General features: G+C 62.9%; 12 protein-coding genes, 1 tRNA gene and 5 pseudogenes. 14 read left to right on the forward strand and 4 right to left on the reverse strand.

What is annotated here, in order from left to right; genetic code table 11:
- Positions 1–2: 2 nt before the first annotated feature.
- Complete coding sequence (locus tag H9L15_RS19645; RefSeq protein ID WP_317617488.1) at positions 3–593, forward strand: exonuclease/endonuclease/phosphatase family protein; 591 nt, start codon at positions 3–5, stop codon at positions 591–593.
- A 4-nt stretch (positions 594–597) separates the two neighbouring features.
- Here the strand turns inward: H9L15_RS19645 and H9L15_RS10035 are convergent, their stop codons facing one another.
- Positions 598–1,206 (reverse strand): DUF6445 family protein, encoded by a 609-nt coding sequence (locus H9L15_RS10035; protein WP_187713987.1) that lies wholly within the window; start codon positions 1,204–1,206, stop codon positions 598–600.
- 127 nt (positions 1,207–1,333) lie between these two features.
- On the opposite strand from H9L15_RS10035, the gene gatC reads away from it, so the two are divergent.
- From gatC to H9L15_RS10100, 13 genes and pseudogenes are all read left to right on the forward strand, one after another.
- Positions 1,334–1,621, forward strand: coding sequence for an Asp-tRNA(Asn)/Glu-tRNA(Gln) amidotransferase subunit GatC (gene gatC, locus H9L15_RS10040; RefSeq protein WP_187713988.1), 288 nt, complete (start codon positions 1,334–1,336; stop codon positions 1,619–1,621).
- Between the two features lie 112 nt (positions 1,622–1,733).
- Positions 1,734–3,093: pseudogene (gene gatA, locus H9L15_RS10045) on the forward strand (Asp-tRNA(Asn)/Glu-tRNA(Gln) amidotransferase subunit GatA).
- The gene (gatB, locus tag H9L15_RS10050) at positions 3,093–4,571 is read left to right on the forward strand and encodes an Asp-tRNA(Asn)/Glu-tRNA(Gln) amidotransferase subunit GatB (RefSeq protein WP_187713989.1); all 1,479 of its coding nucleotides are present in this window, start codon (positions 3,093–3,095) and stop codon (positions 4,569–4,571) included. Before gatA ends, gatB begins: the two are co-directional and overlap by 1 nt.
- A 23-nt stretch (positions 4,572–4,594) precedes the next feature.
- Positions 4,595–6,221: pseudogene (locus tag H9L15_RS10055) on the forward strand (alkaline phosphatase family protein).
- A 104-nt stretch (positions 6,222–6,325) separates the two neighbouring features.
- Complete coding sequence (locus H9L15_RS10060; protein ID WP_187713990.1) at positions 6,326–7,057, forward strand: hypothetical protein; 732 nt, start codon at positions 6,326–6,328, stop codon at positions 7,055–7,057.
- A gap of 46 nt (positions 7,058–7,103) precedes the next feature.
- Positions 7,104–8,327 carry a M48 family metallopeptidase gene (locus H9L15_RS10065; RefSeq protein ID WP_187713991.1) on the forward strand — a complete coding sequence of 408 codons (1,224 nt, stop codon included), beginning with the start codon at positions 7,104–7,106 and terminating at the stop codon, positions 8,325–8,327.
- Positions 8,328–8,338: 11 nt separating this feature from the next.
- Positions 8,339–8,965: a hypothetical protein gene (locus tag H9L15_RS10070; protein WP_187713992.1), complete on the forward strand. Its 627-nt coding sequence runs from the start codon at positions 8,339–8,341 to the stop codon at positions 8,963–8,965.
- Between the two features lie 286 nt (positions 8,966–9,251).
- Positions 9,252–9,336, forward strand: a tRNA-Leu gene (locus tag H9L15_RS10075).
- A 96-nt stretch (positions 9,337–9,432) separates the two neighbouring features.
- Positions 9,433–11,018 (forward strand): annotated as a pseudogene (gene tig, locus H9L15_RS10080) (trigger factor).
- A 99-nt stretch (positions 11,019–11,117) separates the two neighbouring features.
- Positions 11,118–12,064 (forward strand): annotated as a pseudogene (locus tag H9L15_RS10085) (glycosyltransferase).
- Between the two features lie 124 nt (positions 12,065–12,188).
- A complete protein-coding gene (locus tag H9L15_RS10090; RefSeq protein ID WP_187713993.1) occupies positions 12,189–15,182 on the forward strand; it encodes a TonB-dependent receptor domain-containing protein in 2,994 nt (997 codons plus the stop codon).
- 136 nt (positions 15,183–15,318) lie between these two features.
- Positions 15,319–15,971: pseudogene (locus tag H9L15_RS10095) on the forward strand (ATP-dependent Clp protease proteolytic subunit).
- A gap of 19 nt (positions 15,972–15,990) precedes the next feature.
- Positions 15,991–17,268 (forward strand): Xaa-Pro dipeptidase, encoded by a 1,278-nt coding sequence (locus H9L15_RS10100; protein WP_187713994.1) that lies wholly within the window; start codon positions 15,991–15,993, stop codon positions 17,266–17,268.
- Here the strand turns inward: H9L15_RS10100 and H9L15_RS10105 are convergent.
- From H9L15_RS10105 to H9L15_RS10115, 3 genes are all read right to left on the reverse strand, one after another.
- A complete protein-coding gene (locus tag H9L15_RS10105; protein WP_187713995.1) occupies positions 17,265–17,432 on the reverse strand; it encodes a hypothetical protein in 168 nt (55 codons plus the stop codon). The genes H9L15_RS10100 and H9L15_RS10105 overlap by 4 nt on opposite strands.
- Entirely contained in the window at positions 17,432–17,989 is a 558-nt protein-coding gene (locus tag H9L15_RS10110) for a tetratricopeptide repeat protein (RefSeq protein ID WP_187713996.1), read from the reverse strand. Before H9L15_RS10110 ends, H9L15_RS10105 begins: the two co-directional genes overlap by 1 nt.
- Before the next feature lie 80 nt (positions 17,990–18,069).
- The gene (locus H9L15_RS10115) at positions 18,070–19,557 is read right to left on the reverse strand and encodes a tetratricopeptide repeat protein (RefSeq protein ID WP_187713997.1); all 1,488 of its coding nucleotides are present in this window, start codon (positions 19,555–19,557) and stop codon (positions 18,070–18,072) included.
- Positions 19,558–19,672: the final 115 nt, after the last annotated feature.

Genomic DNA, 19,672 nt, shown 5'->3' on the forward strand with positions numbered 1-19,672 from the left:
TCATGACCGAGCTTCGCGCATTCGGGGGGAAGTCCTGCGCCGGACTCGACTGCCTGGCGAACAAGGGGGTGATGCTGGCGCGGATCTACGTTCCGGGCCTGCCGACGCCGATCGACGTCTATGACACACACATGAATTCGCGCGGTGCTTCGAAGGCGCCGGCCGCGCGGAACCTTGCGGCTCATGACCGGCAGGCACTGGAAGCGTCAGAATTCATCGACCGCACCCACAATGACGACTTTCCAGTCATCTTCGGCGGCGATTTCAACATGCGTCATTCGGAGCCGCGGTGGGAGAATTTCACCCGCTACCAGCCGATGACGCTTGTCCACCGCGTTTGCATCGAACCGTCCTCCGGTTGCCTGGTAAAGATGTCGTGGGACGGGGATGCGCCCTGGATGGACACGCAGGACCTCCAGTTCTTCCATTCCGGGGAGCGCGCCTCGATCCGGCCCATTCGGGTGGAAGCGCTGTTCGACGGAAGCCCCGGCAGCCCGCAACTGTCCGATCACGACGGCTACATGGTCACCTATCGGATCGAGTGGCTGGTTGGCGCTGTGGCGATCAGCCCGGAGCTGGCGGGCTGCGGCTGAGAACTCAGGCAGGGCCGCGAAGGAAAAACATCAGGTAGATCAAGCGGCCGTTTTCCAGGCTATCGCCAAATCCTGGGCCAGCCGTGTGCCAATAGTGCGGCTGGAGGAGCACGAGCCGGTTGAAGCGCATCGGCACAGTCATGGTGTGCTCCCACTTCGACCGGTCGAGCGCATCCTGATCGAGGATGTCGTGCTGGAGGTCGGTGTAGGAGGCGTAGCCGATCTGGCGCAGGCCGGCCTCGTCCATCGGCACGCGATCGGTGCCGGTGCGCTTGTGGCGGAAGAACTCGGTACCGCCGTGGCAATCTTCGGGACGGCTGAGATAGAGGATCCCGGACCAATGGCTCTGGTCGATGTGGATGCGGGCCTCCTGCGGATCGGAGGCGAGGGCGACGCGGCAGGAGCCGTGGGAGAAATCCTCTGTCCACGGCGCTCGAACCGGCTCGCGGACCAAGGTCGAGATGACCTGGTCGAGTCCTTCGATGCGAAGCTTCTCGACGGAGTTGAGACCGGGATAGCGGCCGCCGACTGCGTAAGTGAGCGAGAGCGCCTGGCGACGGACCTCCTCGGCATTGCGCAGGAAATCGTCGATCACGAACAACGCCGGAACCATCAACGCCCCCTCAGCCTCCGTCAGCTGAGGACAGGTTACAGCCGTCAGGGTGCATTGGAAGCCGTTTGTGGGTGTTTGGGCTGCAGCGCTTGCCGCCCTCCGGCACCGCCGCTATCGCGCCGCCATAATGTCAGTCACGATCGAACAGGTGCGGCACATCGCCAAGCTCGCCCGCATCGCGATGAGCGATGAGGAGCTCGAGCGGCTGGTGCCCGAACTCAACAATATCCTCGGCTGGGTGGAGCAGCTCGGCGAGGTGGATACGAATGGGGTGGAGCCGCTGACCGCGGTCATTCCCAACACGTTGCGGCTGCGCGAGGATGCGGTGACCGACGGCGATTGCCGCGATGCGGTACTCGCCAATGCGCCGGTCGCCGAGCACGGCTTCTTCGCAGTGCCGAAGGTGATCGAATGAGCGACCTGACGTCACTGTCGATTGCCGAGCTTCGCGACGGGTTCCGTTCCGGCGAGTTCACGGCGCGCGAGATCGCCGAGCAGTACAATGAAGCGGTCGCCGGGGGCGGGCGCTGAACGCATATACCGTCGAGACGCCGGACGATGCGCTTGCAGCGGCCGATGCGGCGGACAAGGCGCGCGGTGCGGGCGAGCCGGGGTCGCTCGCGGGTATCCCGCTCGGCATCAAGGACCTGTTTGCGACACGCGGCGTCAACACGACCGCCGGGAGCCGCATCCTCAAGGATTTCAGACCGGAGTATGAGAGCACCGTCACCGCCAACCTGCGCAAGGCGGGGCGGGAATGCTCGGCAAGCTCAACATGGACGAGTTCGCGATGGGCTCGTCCAACGAGACGAGCACCTACGGACCGGTGATTTCGCCATGGCGGCGGAGCGATGGCGGAAACGCCCCGCTTGCACCGGGCGGGTCGTCTGGCGGTTCGAGCGCGGCTGTCGCGGCGCGGATTGCTCCGGCGGCGACGGGCACCGATACCGGCGGCTCGATCCGGCAGCCGGCGGCGTTCACCGGGATCTGCGGGATCAAGCCGACATATGGTCGCTGTTCGCGCTGGGGCATCGTGTCGTTCGCGAGTTCGCTCGACCAGGCGGGTCCGATGGCCCGGACGGTTCGCGATTGTGCGATCATGCTGGAAGCGATGGCTGGGTTCGATCCGAAGGACTCGACGTCGCTCAACCTGCCCGTGCCCAAGTGGGAGGCTGGATTATCCAGTGATCTCAAAGGCAAGCGGATTGGAATTCCCAAGGAATATCGCATCGACGGCGTTCCTGCCGAGATCGGGGCATTGTGGGATCGCGGCATCGAATGGTTGCGCGATGCCGGTGCAGAGGTCGTGGAAATCAGCCTGCCGCACACCCAATATGCGCTGCCGACTTACTACATCATCGCCCCGGCCGAGGCGTCTTCGAACCTCGCTCGGTACGACGGTGTTCGCTATGGCCTGCGCGCCGAAAGCGAGGGCGGTCTCGACGCGATGTACGCCGCGACCCGGGCCGAAGGATTCGGGCGGAGGTCCGGCGCCGGATCATGATTGGCACCTACGTGCTCTCCGCGGGCTTCTACGACGCCTACTTCACCAAGGCGCAGAAGGTCCGAACCTTGATCAAGCAGGATTTTGAGAAAGCGTTCGAGCAGTGCGACCTGATCCTGACGCCGACAGCTCCGTCAGCGGCTTTCGGGCTTGGCGACAAGACGGCCGACCCGCTCTCGATGTACCTGAACGACGTGTTTGCGGTGCCTGCAAGCCTTGCGGGACTGCCGGCGATGTCGGTTCCGGGCGGGCTCGACGAGACGGGGCTGCCGCTCGGTCTTCATCTAATCGGCCGCGAACTCGATGAGCAGGGCGTTTTGAACGCTGGTCTGGCGATCGAAGAGCGCGCGGGCTTCACCGCGACGCCAAAGAGGTGGTGGTAATGGCTGACGCAACCGCACCCTTCCGCATCAAGGGCGAAACCGGCGACTGGGAAGTCGTGGTCGGCCTGGAGGTGCATGCTCAGATCACGGCAACGGCTTCAAAGCTGTTTTCAGGTGCTGCCACCGCCTTCGGCGCGGAACCGAATACTCAGGTCTCGCTGGTCGATGCTGCCATGCCCGGCATGCTCCCGGTTCCCAATCGCGAATGCATCCGCCAGGCGGTGCGGACGGGTATGGCGCTTGAAGCGAAGATCAACCGCTGGAGCCGCTTCGACCGGAAGAACTACTTCTACGCCGATCTTCCGCAGGGATATCAGATTAGCCAGCTATTCCACCCGCTGGTGGGCGAGGGCGAGGTCGAAATCCTTCTGGACGAGAAGGATGACGCCAGTGCCAAGAGCATCGGCATCGAGCGCATCCACGTCGAGCAGGATGCGGGGAAGCTGATGCACGATCAGCATCCGACCATGTCCTACGTCGACCTCAATCGTGCAGGCGTCGCGTTGATGGAGATCGTATCGCGGCCTGACATGCGTTCTCCAGCAGAAGCAGGGGCTTACCTCAGGAAGTTGCGAGCAATCCTGCGCTACGTCGGATCGTGCGACGGCAACATGGAGGAAGGCTCCATGCGTGCGGACGTGAATGTCAGCGTGCGTAAGCCTGGCGACGAGTTCGGGACGCGGACAGAGACCAAGAACGTCAACTCCGTCCGCTTCGTCATGCAGGTGATCGAATATGAGGCTCGCCGCCAGGTGGAGCTGATCGAGGAAGGTGGGACGGTCGCGCAGGAAACGCGCCTGTTCGACCCGGATCGCGGGACGACACGAACGCTGCGGTCGAAGGAAGATGCACATGATTACCGCTACTTCCCGGACCCGGACCTGCTGCCGCTGGAACTTGACGACGCGTTCATCGAGGAATGCCGCTCGTCGCTTCCGGAGCTGCCGGATGCCAAGCGCAAGCGTTACGAGGCGCTCGGCGTAACGCCCTATAATGCTGGCGTTTTGACGGCCGAAGTCGAGACCGCTCGGTGGTTCGATGCACTGCTAGATGCCAATGCGCAGCCGGCGCAGGCGGCCAACTGGGTGGTTGCCGAGCTGTTCGGTGCGCTCAATCGCCTGGGCAAGGGGATCGAGGAGTCGCCGGTTTCGCCGCAGCAGGCTGGCGGCCTTCTCGGTCTTGTGGCCGATGGGACGATTTCCGGCACGATCGCCAAGCAGGTGCTCGAAATCATGCTGGAAACCGGCGAGGGTGCCGCTGAAATTGTCGAAAAGCGCGGTCTGAAGCAGACCTCCGATACGGGCGCCATCGACAGCGAGATCGACAAGATCCTCGCCGCGAATGCCGACAAGGTCGCCGAGTACCAAAGCGGCAAACAGCAGCTGTTCGGCTTCTTCGTGGGCCAGACCATGAAAGCGACGCAGGGCAAGGCCAATCCTCAGGTCGTCAACGAGCGGCTGCGGGCAAAGCTCGGGTAAGAGTCTCGGTGTAAAGGAGCCTGATGGTCATGTTTGCGGCATTTCTCGTCGGTTTGTTTGCCGCGCAGCCGGTTGCTCCAGCTCCCGTTGCCCTGAAGGCCGATGCGCCGAAGCTAGTAGTTGTAATTTCGGTCGACCAATTTTCGTCCGACCTGTTCGATGAGTACCGTCCGCAGTTCACCGCAGGCCTTGCGCGCCTGTCGGGGGAACGGCATTCAGGAACGGCTATCAGGCACATGCGGCGACCGAGACCTGCCCGGGGCATTCGACGATCCTGACGGGTTCACACCCCACTCACACCGGAATCATCGCGAACAGCTGGGTCGACCAGTCGCTCACGCGTTCGGACCGCACCGTCTATTGCGCCGAGGACGAGCGCGTTCCCGGCACTTCGTCAACGAGCTACACGGTGTCCCCGCTGCACCTCCGAGTGCCGACACTGGGGGACCTGCTCAAGCAGCAGTCTCCGCAGAGCTTGAATGTCGCCGTAGCTGGCAAAGACCGCGCTGCGGTGATGATGGGCGGCCATAATGTCGATCAAAGATGGTACTGGGACGGAAAGACTTTCACGACTGATCTGAAATCGGCGGCTGTCCCGGAGACCATCAACAAGGCGAAGGTGGCTATCGCGGGCGCCATCGCTGTCCCGCAGGCAGGTCTGAATCCTCCGCCGTTCTGTCAGGCGAAATCGACCCCGGCAGCGGTGTCGCCGACACTGTCCGTCGGAGCCGGGCGGTTTGCCCGCGCTGCCGGCGATGCAAAGGCGTTCCGGGCGTCTCCGGAATTCGACGGGGCCGTATTGGCGATTGCCGCAGGGCTGATCCAGGAGTTGAAGCTTGGCCAGGACGCGGCGACCGACGTCATTTCCGTCGGCCTGTCGGCGACCGACTACATCGGGCACGGGCTCGGACCGGGCGGCGGGGAGATGTGCCTCCAGCTGCTTTCGCTCGACCGGAATCTTGGCGACTTCTTCAACGTGCTCGACCGAAGCGGCATCGATTACACGGTCGTGCTGACCGCCGATCATGGCGGCATGGACATTCCCGAGCGGCTCCGGTCGAAGGGTGTGACCGACGCGGCTCGCGCCGATCCTGCCCTGACAACGGTCGAGGTTGGAAAGGCGATCGCGGCCAAGCTCAAGCTCTCCGGACCGGTCCTCCTCGGGATATGGCCGGAGATGTCTGGATCGACCGCTCGCTCAAGACGGCAGACCGCGCACGAGCAGAGCGTGAAGCAATTGCGATCTTTAAAGCGCATCCGCAAGTCGAGGCCGTTTTCACGTCACGGGAGATCGAGCGACTTCCGGTTCCGACGGCTTCGCCTGACCAGTGGACGATCGAGCAGCGCGTACGGGCGTCGTTCGACAAGCAGCGATCGGGCGATCTGTACGTCGCACTGAAGAAAAATGTTTCTCCGATTGCGAAGCCGGGCGCTGGATATGTAGCGACCCACGGCAGCGTCTGGGATTACGACCGCCGGGTACCCATCCTGTTCTGGCGGAGGGGCGCAGCGCCCGCCGATCGTCAAGACCATGTTTCGACCGTGAATATCCTGCCGACCGTCGCGGCGGAGATCGGGTTGCAGGTTCCGGCGTCGCTCGACGGCAGGTGCATCGACGGTGTCGAAGGAGTCGCTTGTCCGTCGCACTAGACCGTTCTTTTTCCTAGTCTTTTCCGCTACTTTCACCTGCCGTTCAGGAAATGGTAGTCAGTTTTCCCGCAATCAGGTGTGACCGCGCCTGCCGGGGAGAAGTCATGGGGAAAGTCGGTGCCGCACTCGCGCTGGCCGCCAGCCTCGCCGGGTCTGGGTGCGTTCAGTCGCGCCAATATGCCGACGTGCAGTTTACGCCGCCGCAAGGCGATTACCGGTTGCTCGTCATGCGTCCGGATGTGGCGGTGAACGCCCTTGAAACCGGCGGAATGCCGCAACCACGGGCTGACTGGACCGAGCAGGCGCGCAGCAACATCATCGAAGCGCTCCGTGCGGATCAGGCGGGCCGCGGCGGCAAGGTCCTGGTGATCGCCAAGCGGAATGAACTCCCGAACGTCAGCGCGGATGAGATCGCGGATCTGGAGCGTCTTCATTACGCGGTGGGAAACTCCATCGCGCTTCACAAATACTCAGGCGCCGCGCTTCCGACGAAGCGGGGCAAGGGGCTGGAGTATACGCTTGGCGAGGATGCTGTTTCGCTGGGCCGGCGGACTGGTTACGACTACGCGCTTTTCCTCTACGCCGAGGATAACATCGCCTCGAGCGGGCGAACGGCGTTGCAGGTCCTGGGGTCGCGGGATGTTTCATCGGCTTCTGCGCTCCTAGCGGCGGGAGCAATCAGTTCGCTTATGCATCGCTTGTCGACCTCAGGACCGGCGAAGTCGTGTGGTTCAACATCCTGCAGACCGGCAGCCAGCTCCCAGGCGTCACGTTCGGCGACATTCGGACACAGCAAGGCGCAAGCCAGATGGTCGAGCGGCTGCTCGGACGGATGAAGGCGGGCCGCGAAGTGCGTGAAGCGCAATCGGCGGAGAAGCGCTGATGTGCTCGCGCTGCGCCGCCCTTAGCCGCCGCTCGATGCTTGCCGGAGGAGGCGCACTGGCCGCGATGCTGGCAACCGGGAGCGCGCAAGCGCGCACGAGTCCGGCGGACATGGTGCCGCTGATCGGTCCAGGCTTCCGTCCGACGGACACGGACGAAAAGGGACTTTGGCAGCTGATGGACCGGGCGGAGGAGGAAATCTCCGGATCTAACCTGCTGCTAAAGGATCCCGCTCTGGTCTCTTACCTTCAGGGCATCATTGGCACCGTCGGCGGACCGGCGGCGAAGGACATGCGAATCTACTTGGCGCACGTTCCGGATTTCAACGCGATGATGTTCCCGTCCGGGTTCGCGGTCGTGTTTTCCGGATTGCTCTTGAGGATGCGCAACGAGGCCCAGCTGGCGGGGGTGATTGCCCACGAATCCGGCCACTTCCTCCGGCGACACATGATCCGATCCTGGCGCGACCAGAAGCGGAAGAGCGATCTCTTCGCGGTTGGAGCCTTGGCCGCAGGCGTCGCCGGTGCTGGGGCCGGCGTCTACATGGGCGACTATGTGCAGCTGGCCCAGCTCGCGACCATCCTGTCGCTGTTCGCTTACAGCCGGGCGATGGAGGCGGAGGCCGATGCCATGGGCGCGCGCCTGATCGCGGAGGCCGGATATCCGCCGATCGAAATGGCGAACGTATGGGAGCAGCTGATCGGCGAAGAAGATGCGAGCGCGGCTTATCGCCGCAAGCGTCGTCGCCGCGGCAGCTTGTTCGACACGCATCCGTCGGAAGGCTCGCGGCTCGCCGATCTGAAAATCTCGGCGGCCGAGGTCACCGTGCCGGGGCGAACCTACGACAGCGGTCGCGCGCGATACCTGGAGAAGATCGCTCCGATCCGGGAGATGCTGTTGGAGGACCAGGTCAAGCTCAATGACCCGGGTGCGAGCCAGTATCTGTTGAACACCCTGGCGCTGGACGGGTGGAACGGGCTGCTTCGTTATTACGAGGGCGAGGTTTGGCGGCTCCGCAATCGCGCCGGCGATGATACGCGGGCGGCCCAGAGTTATGCCGTCGCAGTGGCCTATCCGGATGCTCCGGCGGAAGCCTGGCGTTGGCATGGGCTGTCGCTGATCAAGGAAGGACGGAGCGGCGAGGGCAAGGCAGCCTTGGGTCGCTATCTCCAGATGAAGCCGGCCGCACCGGACGCCCCATTCATTCGGCAGATGGTTGGGTGAGGGGCGTGAGGTTGGGAAAAGCCGGAGTAGCACTTGCCGCGCTGGCCATGCCGCTGGCCGGGTGCAACGCCGTGGGCGAAAGCACCGACCTCGGTGTGTACCAGCTGGTCCGCGCGAAGCCGACCAGCGTTGGTGACGGGTCGCTGGAGGTCACGCCGCCGCGCCCGTGGAACAGGCAGCGGCGGTTCCTGTTCTTCTTCGACACCATCCGCTGGGTGGAGGACTGGACACTCAATGGTCCGTACCTCGACGGAATCACCTTCGTGTCGGGAATGCCAGGCGGGGAGTATATCGTTCAGCAGCGCAAGAGCGACGAGCGCCAGGTGCCGAAGTTCCGGGCCAACATGACCGCGCCAGAGATCACCGCCATGCTGGAGACGGCTTACCGGGTGAGGGGCGGGGCCGTCGAATTCAGGACGCTGAGCCTGCAGCCGCGACAGTTCCTCGGTCACCCTGGCTTTCAGTTCGACTTCGAGCATCTCGACGGTGATGAGTTGTGGCGCAAGGGACGAGCGGTAGGCGCGGTCATCAATGGCAGGCTGTACCTGATGATGTTCGACGCCACCCGCTCGCACTATTACGCCAACGCCTTACCTGACTTCGAGGTAATGGCGAACAACGCCGCGATCAGGAGCTAGCCGACGGGTGAGGCGGGCCCGGGTGTCGGCGTCGTCCCCGGCGCCGGCACGTCGATCGGCGGCTGGGACGGGGGAGCTTCCTGCGGCACAGGTTCGGGCTGGCCCGGCTGGGAGGGCTCGGCGGACTGGGGACCGGCGTTTCGGGGGCGGTGTCTGTTGCACGGAGAATTCCTTTCGAAGGTCCAACGCCGCTGAGCCTTAAGCGGTTGCCCCTGCGCTTTTCCTTGCTATAGCGCCGTCGCGGTGCTCGCCTGTCTCCGACAGACGTGCGCTCAGCAATGTCCGCGCGCGCGTGGCGGAACTGGTAGACGCGCTGGATTTAGGTTCCAGTGTCGCAAGACGTGGGGGTTCGAGTCCCTCCGCGCGCACCATCACAGCGCACAGCTTGTCCCAAGGGCAGGCTAGCACTGTGATCCGCGCGCCGACGCGCAGGACGAACGGGATTCTTTTGACGGGACTGAACAGTGATCAAGACGGTTGAGACGGAAAACGAAGGCCTGAAGCGGGCATTCATGCTGACGATCCCCGCAAAGGATATCGATGCCCGCGTGGAGCAGGAAGTGAAGCGGATCGCGCCTCAGGTGCGCATGGCCGGCTTCCGTCCCGGCAAAGTGCCGCCGAACCTCATTCGCAAGATGCACGGCGAGGCCATCCACTCGGACGCGCTGAACAGCGCGGTCCAGGCCGGTGTCCAGCAGCTCCTCCAGGAGCAGAAGCTGCGCCCCGCCATGCAGCCGCAGGTCGCCCTGGAAGATACTTACAAGCCCGGCAGCGACGCGCAGGTGACCGTGCGCCTCGAAGCGCTCCCTGACGTTCCGGCCCCGAACATCGAGGGGCTGAAGATCGAACGGCTGACCGTCGAGGCTGACGAAAGCGCAATCGACGAGCAGCTCCAGCGTCTGGCCGGAGCAAATCGCAATTTCACCGATGCCAAGAAAGGGCATGCGGCGGCCAACGGCGACGCGGTGGTGATCGACTTCGCCGGCAGCGTCGACGGCGTTGCGTTCGATGGCGGAACCGGGACCGACATGCAGGTGGAAATCGGCGCTGGCCAACTGATCCGGGATTCGAGGACCAATTGGTCGGGGCGAAGGTCGGCGACAAGCGCGACATCAACGTGACGTTCCCGGCCGACTATCCGGTCGAGAACCTCAAAGGCAAAGCCGCCGTCTTCGACGTGACCGTCAAGGCCGTGAAGATCGCGGGCGAAGCGAAGCTCGACGACGATTTCGCCAAGACGCTCGGTCTGCAGGACCTGAATCAGCTGCGTGGAATCCTTCGCGACCAGCAGGAACAGGAGTTGAACGGCCTGACTCGCACGCACATGAAGCGCCGCCTGCTCGACGAGCTGGCATCGCGTCACTCTTTCGACGTTCCCGTTTCGATGGTCGATGCCGAGTTCGAGAACATCATGCAGCAGCTTCGCCACGAAGCGAGCCATGAAGCCGATCCGAAGGCAGCGCTTGCCGAGCTGGAGAGTGAAGCGGGCGAATATCGCAAGATCGCCGAGCGCCGCGTGCGCCTTGGCCTGCTGCTGTCCGACATCGGCGCCGCCAATGGCGTAGAGGTCAGCGAGCGCGAGATGAATCAGCTCATCGGCCAGGCCGCATCGCAGTATCAGGGCAAGGACCGCGACCGGTTTATCCAGTACGTCCAGCAGGAGCCCATGGCCGCTGCGCAGCTTCGTGCGCCTCTCTATGAGGACAAGGTGGTCGACTTCCTGTTCTCGAAGGCCGACATCACGGATCGCAAGGCGACCCGCGCCGAGCTGGAGGCGGACCTGGAGTCCGAGGAAGGCCATGTTCACGGGCCGGGTTGCGGTCATGACGTTCCCGAGGCGAAGGCTGCCAAGGGCAAGGCCAAGACCGCCAAGGCGAAGGCCGAAGCTCCGGCCAAGCCTGAGAAGCCAGCCAAGGGCCCGGTGGAGGAAGTGAAGGCTGATAAGCCGAAGCCAGCCAAGCCCGTGAAGGAAGCCGCTGCGGCGAAGCCCGCCGAAAAGGCCGAGGCGAAGAAACCGGCGGCGAAGAAGGCACCCGCCAAGAAGACCAAATAAAACGATCCGCGTTGAGCTTGCCGAAGGCCTGTCCTTGTTCCAACCTGCCGAGGTGAAAGACAGGGCTTCGACAGGCTCAGGCCGAACGACCGGGGGAAATTGTTGGCTGCCAAGCAACCGCGCGTTGCCGTGCTTCTTCCCTGTTACAATGAGGAAGCGGCGATCGGCGCGACCGTCGAAGGTTTTCGCAAGGCCCTGCCGGACGCGACTATCTACGTCTACGACAACAACAGTCGCGACAAGACAAAGGCGGTCGCGAAGGCCGCGGGTGCAATTGTTCGCTCGGAGACCCAGCAGGGCAAGGGGCATGTCGTTCGGCGCATGTTCGCGGACATCGATGCCGACATCTACCTGATGGCGGATGGCGACCTGACGTATGACGCCGGCGCAGCGTCGCGGATGGTGCGCCTGATTGTCGACGAGCAACTTGATATGGTCGTCGGCATCCGCCGCCATGACGTCACCGACGCCTATCGGGCGGTCATGTCCTTGGAAACAGGATCTTCACTCGCCTCTTGTCGAAGCTGTTCAGGCGTAGTTTCACCGATATCTTCTCGGGCTATCGCGCATTCTCCCGCCGGTTCGTGAAAAGCTTTCCAGTCCTTTCCGAAGGCTTCGAGATCGAGACGGAGATGAGCGTTCATGCGCTCGAGCTGCGGATGCCGGTGGACGAGATTGAAACCCGCTACGGCGCCCGTCCCGAAGGGTCGCATTCGAAGCTGTCCACGTTTCGTGACGGCTGGCGCATTCTGAAGACCATCGTCACGCTTTATCGCATCGAGCGTCCGGTGCTTTTCTTCGGAGGCATCGGCGCCTTCCTTCTGCTGGCGGCGCTCATCATCGCCGCACCCCTGGTTTTCACTTACATCGAGACCGGCCTTGTGCCGCGCTTTCCGACCGCGATCCTCGTCACAGGGATGACGATCGTCGCTGTTCTGTCCTTCTTCGCCGGACTGATCCTCGACACGGTGACACGCGGACGGCGCGAGATGCGGCGCCTTGCTTACCTCAGCCAGCCCGCTCCAGGGGCGCCGCTACAACTGTAGACGATTTGCATCACCCCTAAGCAAATCTGTCGCGTTTGGGTGACTACTGCTGTTGCCGCCTCCTTGAGTGAAGTATGCCATTTGGACCCGGCAGCAACCGGGGCGTGACAAAAGGGGCATGATGATGCGCATTTCTTTCGCACTACGGGCTGGTTCTGCCTTGGCCGCACTCGCGATCGCTTCGACAGCGAACGCACAGGACAACGTTCCGCCGCCCGACGCGCAGGAAGCGCCCGCAAGCACCAGCACCGAGCCGTCCGACGTTGGCGATATCGTCGTCACCGGTTCGCGCATCCGTCGCGACCCCCTTTCGCAGGATGCGCCGGTCACTTTCGTTGATCAGCAAGATATTGCGAAGACGGGCCTGAACTCGATCAACGACGTTCTCCAGCGCCTTCCGAGCTCCGGCGGCGGTTTGAACTCGAAGTTCAACAACTCGGGCAACCTTGGCAACCCGCCTGACGGTGGCGGCGTGGGCGCCGGTTCCGCCGAAATCGACCTCCGCTACCTCGGCTCTCGCCGGACGCTGGTCCTTGTCGACAGCCTTCGCTTCGTGAACGGTGCCTCGGCCTCAGGCGTCCCGGGCTCGGTCGACCTGAACGCCATCCCGGAAAGCATGATCGAACGCGTCGAAGTGCTGCAGGACGGTGCTTCCGCCATCTACGGCTCCGACGCGATCGCAGGCGTGGTGAATATCATCACCAAGCAGAGCCAGAATGGCTTCGTCGCTTCCGCCCAGCTTGGCAGCTACCTCGAAGAGGGCGACGGTTTCACCCAGAACTACCAGCTTAGCTGGGGTAACGGCGGTGATGCTCCTCTGCAGATCGTTGTCGGTGGTAATTATGTGAAATCGGCCGCCGTAAGCTCTGGAGACCGCGCGATTTCGCGTTGGCCGGCACCTTATGGAAGCAGCTGTGCGGATGGCGGTTGTTCCGGGTTCCTGCCCAATGGCCGTTACATTGGCTCCATATTCGGAGGGAGTGGAGACACCACCCTGATCGCGCCAGTGCTTAACGGAACCACCACCCCCGCGGATTTTCGGGATTTCGTGAGCCCGGCCGATCGCTTCAACTTCGCGCCCTATAACTATCTGCAGATTCCGCTGGAACGCTACGGAGTGTTCGGAAACCTGCACGCCGAAGTCACTGAAAACGTAAACTTTAGTTTCAAACTCCTTTGGAACCAGCGCAAGTCAAAGAACAAGGCGGCTCCACTTCCGTTCGGTATCGGCCAGGCGGCCGGCATAACTCCGGTTCTCGACTCCCTCTATGTGGATGCGACGAACCCGTACAATCCGTTTGGCGTCGACATCGACTCGTCCAACATGGATTTGATCTATCGGCGCTTCGTCGAAGGCGGGCCGCGCCGGTTCAGCCAGCAAGTCGATACCTACTATGGCGTCGTCACCTTCGACGGCAAGTTCGATATCGGCGGACGCGACTGGTACTGGGACGTCAACGGCGTTTACGGCCAGAACAACGCGAAGCAGCGCATGCTCGGAAACGTCAACTCGCAGAAGCTGGGTATTGCGATCGGGCCGCTCGCGACCTGCAACGCTACGCCCGGTTGCGTGCCTTTCAACTTCTTCGGCGGCGCGGGCTCCATCAGCCAGGCGATGATGGACTATGTGACGTTCATCCAGAACGACAAGAGCGAGCAGTCGATCTGGGACTTCACCGGCAACATCTCAGGCGAGCTCTTCGATCTGCCCGGCGGGCCTCTGGGGGTCGCCGCGGGTCTCGAATATCGCAAGCTTAGCGGTAGCTTCGACCCAGATCCGGTGGTCGCCGCCGGCTTTAGCTCGGATATCCCTGCGCAGCCGACGCGTGGCCATTACGACGTGAAGGAAGCCTATCTCGAGCTTAACGCGCCGATCCTGTCGGGCGTCACTGGGATCGAGCTGCTCGAAGTAAACGGTGCGGTCCGTTTCTCCGATTATTCGACGTCCGGCTCGACGACGACCTTCAAGGGGCAAGTGAACTGGAAGCCGTTCAAGGACCTAAGGTTCCGCGGCTCCTACGCGGAAGGCTTCCGCGCGCCGACCATCGGCGAGCTGTTCGGCACGCAGTCGCGCTTCGACCAGACGATCAGCGATCCCTGTTCGAACGACAGCACGGCTCCGCAGAACTTCCTCAACGACGCAACGGTTCGTGCGAACTGTATTGCGGCTGGGGTTCCCGCAGGTGGCACTTACCAGCAGGCGAATCCGCAGATCTCAGTCATCGTCGGCGGCAACCAGGGTCTTGTGCCTGAAACGTCGAAGAGCTGGGTTTTCGGCGGCGTCTATAGCCCGTCGTTCCTGCCGCGCACGTCGCTTGAAGTGAACCACTATAACATCAAGATCGATGGCGCGATCCAGACGGTCGCCGCGGACGTCACGCTGAGCAATTGCGTGGTCAACAACGATCCCGCGGCCTGCGCCCTCGTCACCCGCGCGGGCAGCGGTGGACAGCTGACCCAGATCTCCGGTTTCCTCGTCAACATTGCGGGCGTGAAAACCAAGGGATGGGACATCAACTTCAGGACTCAGACTCCTGAGACCTCCGCCGGACGGTTCGGTTTCACCTGGAACAATACGATCCTGAAGAACTTCGATGTCATCGTTCCGATCACCGGGGGCACCCAGACGATTAGTCGTGAAGGAACGGAGCAGGGCAGCCCGTCGCAAGGCTTCCCGAAGTTCAAGTCGGTCGGCGTGATCGATTGGGACTTGGCGGATTTCGGCCTGTCGCTGACTGGTCGTTACCTGTCCAAATTGAAGGAATCCGACGGCAATGTCCTGAAGTCGCGTTTCTACACCGACATTCAGGGCCGCTGGACGCCAGGGTTCCTGGATGATCGGTTCGGCCTCGCAGTCGGTGTGAACAATCTGTTCAACACCAAGGCGCCCGGCTGCTTTACCTGCGACATCAACAACTTTGACCCGACCGTATACGACCTTCCGGGCCGCTACTACTACGCCAGGGTCAGCGTAAAGTTGGGCGAGAGCAAGCCGGCGCCCGTGGCCGAGCCTGCTCCTCCGCCACCGCCGCCGCCGCCGCCTCCGCCGCCAGTGGCTGAGCCGGCTCCGCTACCTCCGCCTCCGCCTCCGCCGCCGCCGGCGCCCGAGCGCGGCTGACCGAAGGCAGTTCAGGCTTAATTCGTGAATAGAGAGGGGCGGTCCGAAATCGGGCCGCCCTTCGCGTTGCAGCGCTTGAACCTTTGCCCTTTCGCGCCGATGTAGGTCGCACCAACAGTAGGACCGGCATTTTCTAATGGATCACCAGGACATCGTTTCGCAGCTCGTCCCGATCGTCATCGAGCAGTCCAACCGAGGCGAACGCAGCTTCGACATCTATTCGCGCCTGCTTCGCGAGCGGATCATCTTCATCACCGGGCCGATCGAGGACCACATGGCCTCGCTCGTCACCGCGCAGTTGCTCTTCCTCGAGTCAGAGAACCCGAAGAAGGACATCTTCATGTACATCAACTCGCCGGGCGGCGTCGTCACGGCGGGCCTCGCGATCCACGACACCATGCAGTACATCCGCCCAAGGTCGCGACGGTGTGCATCGGCCAAGCCGCGTCGATGGGCAGCTTCCTTCTTGCTGCCGGTGAGCCCGGAATGCGCATTGCGCTCTCAAACAGCCGGATCATGGTCCACCAGCCGTCGGGCGGTGCGCAGGGCATGGCCGCGGATATCGAGATCCAGGCACGCGAGATCCTGCGCATGCGCTCACGCCTCAACGCGCTTTACGCGAAGTACACCGGCCAAGCGATCGAGGAGATCGAGAAGGCGATGGACCGCGACAAGTTTTTGGAAGCCGACGAGGCCAAGGAATTCGGGCTGATCGACGAAGTGTTCGAAAAGCGTCCGGAACAGGGCGAAGACGCCGGGACCGGCGCCGGGGACGTCTCACCAGTCTAAGCTGAAACGGGGAGGGGCTATGGCCGTTCGACTGGCAATCGCATTTGCCTGCGCCCTCGCCGCGGCCTCTCCCGCATTGGCGGCGAGCGTCGACGTTCGCGCAGGACGCTTGATCGATCCGGAAACAGGCAAGGTCAGCGCCGATCAGCGCATCCGGATCGTCGACGGCAAGATTGCGGCAATAACGCCGTGGTCCGCAGCCGATGGCCCGGTAACAGTGGACTGGTCGGGACTGACGGTCCTTCCAGGCCTGATCGACCTTCACACCCACATCGCCGACGGCGCAGCGTCCAGCGCCGACCCCGCCGAACCGTTCAAGCACAGCGAAGCGGCAACCATTCTCAAGGCCGTGCCCGCCGCGCGCATCATGCTCCGCGCCGGGTTCACGACGGTCCGTGATGTCGGAGTCTATCGCGGGCTGACGGACGTCGCCCTGCGCGACGCGATCAACTCTGGTGACCTCGCCGGTCCTCGCATGCTCGTCGCCGGCGGCTACATCACGACGCCGGGCGGAGGAGGGGAGATCGATGCGCTGGCGCCCGACATGCCCGTTCCGGAGACGTTCCGCGTGGGTGTCGTCCACAATCCCGCCGAAGCCCGCGACAAGGCGCGTTACCTGCTCGACCACGGTGCGGACTTCATCAAGCTGATCGCAACCGGCGCGGTCCTGGCGCTGGGTAGCGAGCCCGGCGCGCTCGAGCTGAGCCCGGAGGAGATGAAGGCGGCCTGCGACGAGGCAGAGCTGCGCGGAAGCTACTGCATCGCTCACGCGCATGGCGCGGAAGGCATCAAGGCCGCGATCCGCGCCGGCGCCCGCACGATCGAACATGCGAGCTTCCTTGATGCCGAAGGGATTGAGCTGGCCAAGAAAAATGGCGTTTGGCTCGACATGGATATCTACAACGGAGACTGGATCGAGGAGTTCGGAACCAAGCAGGGTTGGCCTTCCGAATATCTCCGCAAGAACCGCGAGACGACCGATATCCAGCGGCGGGGCTTTGCTGCCGCGGTCAAGGCGGGCGCGAAGCTGACGTTCGGGACCGACGCGGCGGTTTATCCCTATGGTCTTGGCGGCCGCCAGTTCGCTTACATGGTACGGTATGGGATGACGCCCATGCAGGCGATCCAGGCTGCGACGACAGAGGCGGCCAAAGCGCTTCGTATGGAGGGCGAAGTCGGTTCTCTACGTCCGGGCGCGTGGGGCGACCTTGTTGCGGTCCGAGCCGACCCACTCACCGATATCCGTGCACTTGAGCATGTCGACGCGGTCATCAAGGGTGGCGAGCTGGTTCCTTAAGAGCTGCTGGCGTTCGCCTGGGTTGCCGTTGGCTTCACCCCGATCTCCAGACCATATCCGCGATAGACGTCTTCGATATCCGCCGAGAGCTTGATTGCAGATGCTCGGTCCGAGGCAGCACCGGCAGCATCGCCCTTGCGGTCCTTGACGATCGCCCGTCCCATTAGGGACGAAGCCCGGTGCGCACGGCAATGGCTTTGTCGTAGGCGGCGATCGCCTCATCGAGCTTTCCAGACCGCAGCAGCGCCAGTCCCAGGCTGTCGAGATAGGCGCCCGAGTCTGGCTCCTTACGAACAGCCTCCCGGCAGTCGTCGAGGGCAGTTTCAATTTCGACGTTTGCCGTCGCCTTGGCCCAGCAAAGGTTATTCAGTTGTTGCGCCGATTTCGATTCGGAGCGGGCCACGGCAAAGAGTTTGCGCGCTTCGTCCGTTCGGCCGAGTTTCGCGAGCACGATCCCGCGCTGGGCCTTGGTCCAGGTCCAGTTGGCGTCTTCGTTCTTGGACAATGACTCGTAGGCGGCCAAGGCTTCCGGCAATTTCCCCTGGTCGACCAGCAGTTCCGCCTTGACCAGCAACGCATCGACGTTTGTCGGCTCGATCTTCAGCGCGGCTTCGATATCCGCCATCTTGCCGGGCATGTCTGACCGCGGTCGCGACTGTGCGCGGTTCACATAAATGTAGGACTCCTGCTTGATTGCAAGCGCGCCATCGAAAGCTTTCATCGCTCGGTCCTTCTTTCCGAGCGATGCGAAAATCCGGGCCGCGGCGACTTGCGGATAGGTGGCGTCGGGATTCTCGGAAATCAGAAGCTCCGCCTCCCTGAGAGCTCCGACGTCGTCCTCCTGGCCCGAAGAATGTTTGCCCGCAGAAGTCGGACATTGGCGCTTTTCTGGCCTTTCTTGAGCAATTCGTCGGTATCGGCCAGCGCCTTCTGAGGTTCACCGGCCGCGTAGTAGGACGAAGCCCGGTGCATGTACGCGAAGGTGTTGCTCGGATCCTTCTCGATTGCGACCGTGTATTCCTTGATCGCAGTGGGGAAATCGCCGCGCATCTCGGCAGCCACTGCGCGCCCGCGCGGGACGACAGGGTTGTCGGGGTCCAGCTCGCTCGCCTTGGCTAGGTCAGGCGCTTCCTTGCCATCGTTCTTCCAGGCATGCGCGATCCCGCGATTGGCCCAGGCATAGGAGTTCTGTGGGTCGAGCTTCACCGCTTCATCGAAGTCGGCGATTGCCTCGTCCGTCTTTCCCGCATCGAGCAACAGCAGGCCGCGATCGATGAAGGACTGCGCCGATGCCGGCTTTTCGGAAATGCGCACCTTCCGGTCGCCTTCCGTCATCTGATAGCCGCTCGGCACACGCAGATACACGTCGTCGTTGGCTAGTGCCTTCAGCCGACCGGCGGCCGCCTGTGCATCCTTGTAGGCAATTTCGGGAAGAATGGTGCGCTCGGCCCGATCAAGCGTCAGCATGTTGTTCTCGAGCTTCACGGTGCGAGAATATTCGACGCCGGCCAAAGTCTCGCGCACCGGAGCCGGTATCTTCGGCTGGGAAGGGCTGAAGCCAGGCGGGAACCGGATTTCGACGTGGCTGACTTCGTAATTGGGGTAGGCCAAGGCAAATGGCGCGTCCCGGTTGATGCCAGAGGTCCGCTCGAAATCAGGCTCGTACGCGAGGTTGGAGTTCGGAACGTAGAACCAATTGTCCTTCCATTCGAGCTTCGCCTCACCGCTCATAGTGAGACGCAGCTCCGCCTTCTTTCTGTCGAAGGTGAACTTGGTCTCTTTCGGAGTCACGTAGTCGTAAGTCTGCTTCCAGAAGCCAGTCTGCGTCTGCTGGAGCTGCGCGGGCGAAAGCTTGGCCAGGACCGTATTCGTCGCTCGCGCTGTGTCGCTGCGAAGGATGCGCTCAACCTTGAACGTAGCAGGCGCGAACACGCCCTGTGTCGCGTCGATCGACACCGCAACTTCTGTGTCTGGCACGGTCAACGGCGGCGGATTGATGGCAACGAGCTTCGCAGACGTTACGATCGGCAGGCCCCAGGAGAATTCCGGGACATCGATCGCATCCAGCGAGCCATCGCCGCTGCGCGTACCGTCTAGCCAGTACGTTTTTCCGTTAAGTTCGGCGCGAACGAGCACGTGATCGAACACGTTGAGCATGGGCAGGCGACCCGAAATGAGATCGCCCGCGCTGGAGTTTACCAGCACGGCGTCGGCCTTCACGCCCAGCTCGTGGAGAATTCCGAGGAGCAAGGTCGTCTTGCCCTTGCAGTCCCGAAGCGTCGGCTCCACGTCGATTCCGCGGAGGCCGGGACATATCCTCCTTCACCCATGAGCAGGGCCACGTAGCGCACGCGGTCCTGAACCAGCGCGAGTGCCTGTTCGACCTGTGCCCGCTTGTCCGTGA

This window comes from Sphingomonas daechungensis, from assembly GCF_014489495.1.
Classification (GTDB): domain Bacteria; phylum Pseudomonadota; class Alphaproteobacteria; order Sphingomonadales; family Sphingomonadaceae; genus Sphingomicrobium; species Sphingomicrobium daechungense.

Bases quoted from the DNA above. Each gene is read 5' to 3' on its own strand.
- H9L15_RS10060 (WP_187713990.1), top strand. From the start codon at position 6,326: ATGGGGAAAGTCGGTGCCGCACTCGCGCTGGCCGCCAGCCTCGCCGGG.
- H9L15_RS10110 (WP_187713996.1), bottom strand. From the start codon at position 17,989: ATGAAAGCTTTCGATGGCGCGCTTGCAATCAAGCAGGAGTCCTACATT.
- gatC (WP_187713988.1), top strand. From the start codon at position 1,334: ATGTCAGTCACGATCGAACAGGTGCGGCACATCGCCAAGCTCGCCCGC.
- H9L15_RS10035 (WP_187713987.1), bottom strand. From the start codon at position 1,206: ATGGTTCCGGCGTTGTTCGTGATCGACGATTTCCTGCGCAATGCCGAG.
- H9L15_RS10090 (WP_187713993.1), top strand. From the start codon at position 12,189: ATGCGCATTTCTTTCGCACTACGGGCTGGTTCTGCCTTGGCCGCACTC.
- gatB (WP_187713989.1), top strand. From the start codon at position 3,093: ATGGCTGACGCAACCGCACCCTTCCGCATCAAGGGCGAAACCGGCGAC.
- H9L15_RS10065 (WP_187713991.1), top strand. From the start codon at position 7,104: ATGTGCTCGCGCTGCGCCGCCCTTAGCCGCCGCTCGATGCTTGCCGGA.
- H9L15_RS10100 (WP_187713994.1), top strand. From the start codon at position 15,991: ATGGCCGTTCGACTGGCAATCGCATTTGCCTGCGCCCTCGCCGCGGCC.
- H9L15_RS19645 (WP_317617488.1), top strand. From the start codon at position 3: ATGACCGAGCTTCGCGCATTCGGGGGGAAGTCCTGCGCCGGACTCGAC.
- H9L15_RS10105 (WP_187713995.1), bottom strand. From the start codon at position 17,432: ATGGGACGGGCGATCGTCAAGGACCGCAAGGGCGATGCTGCCGGTGCT.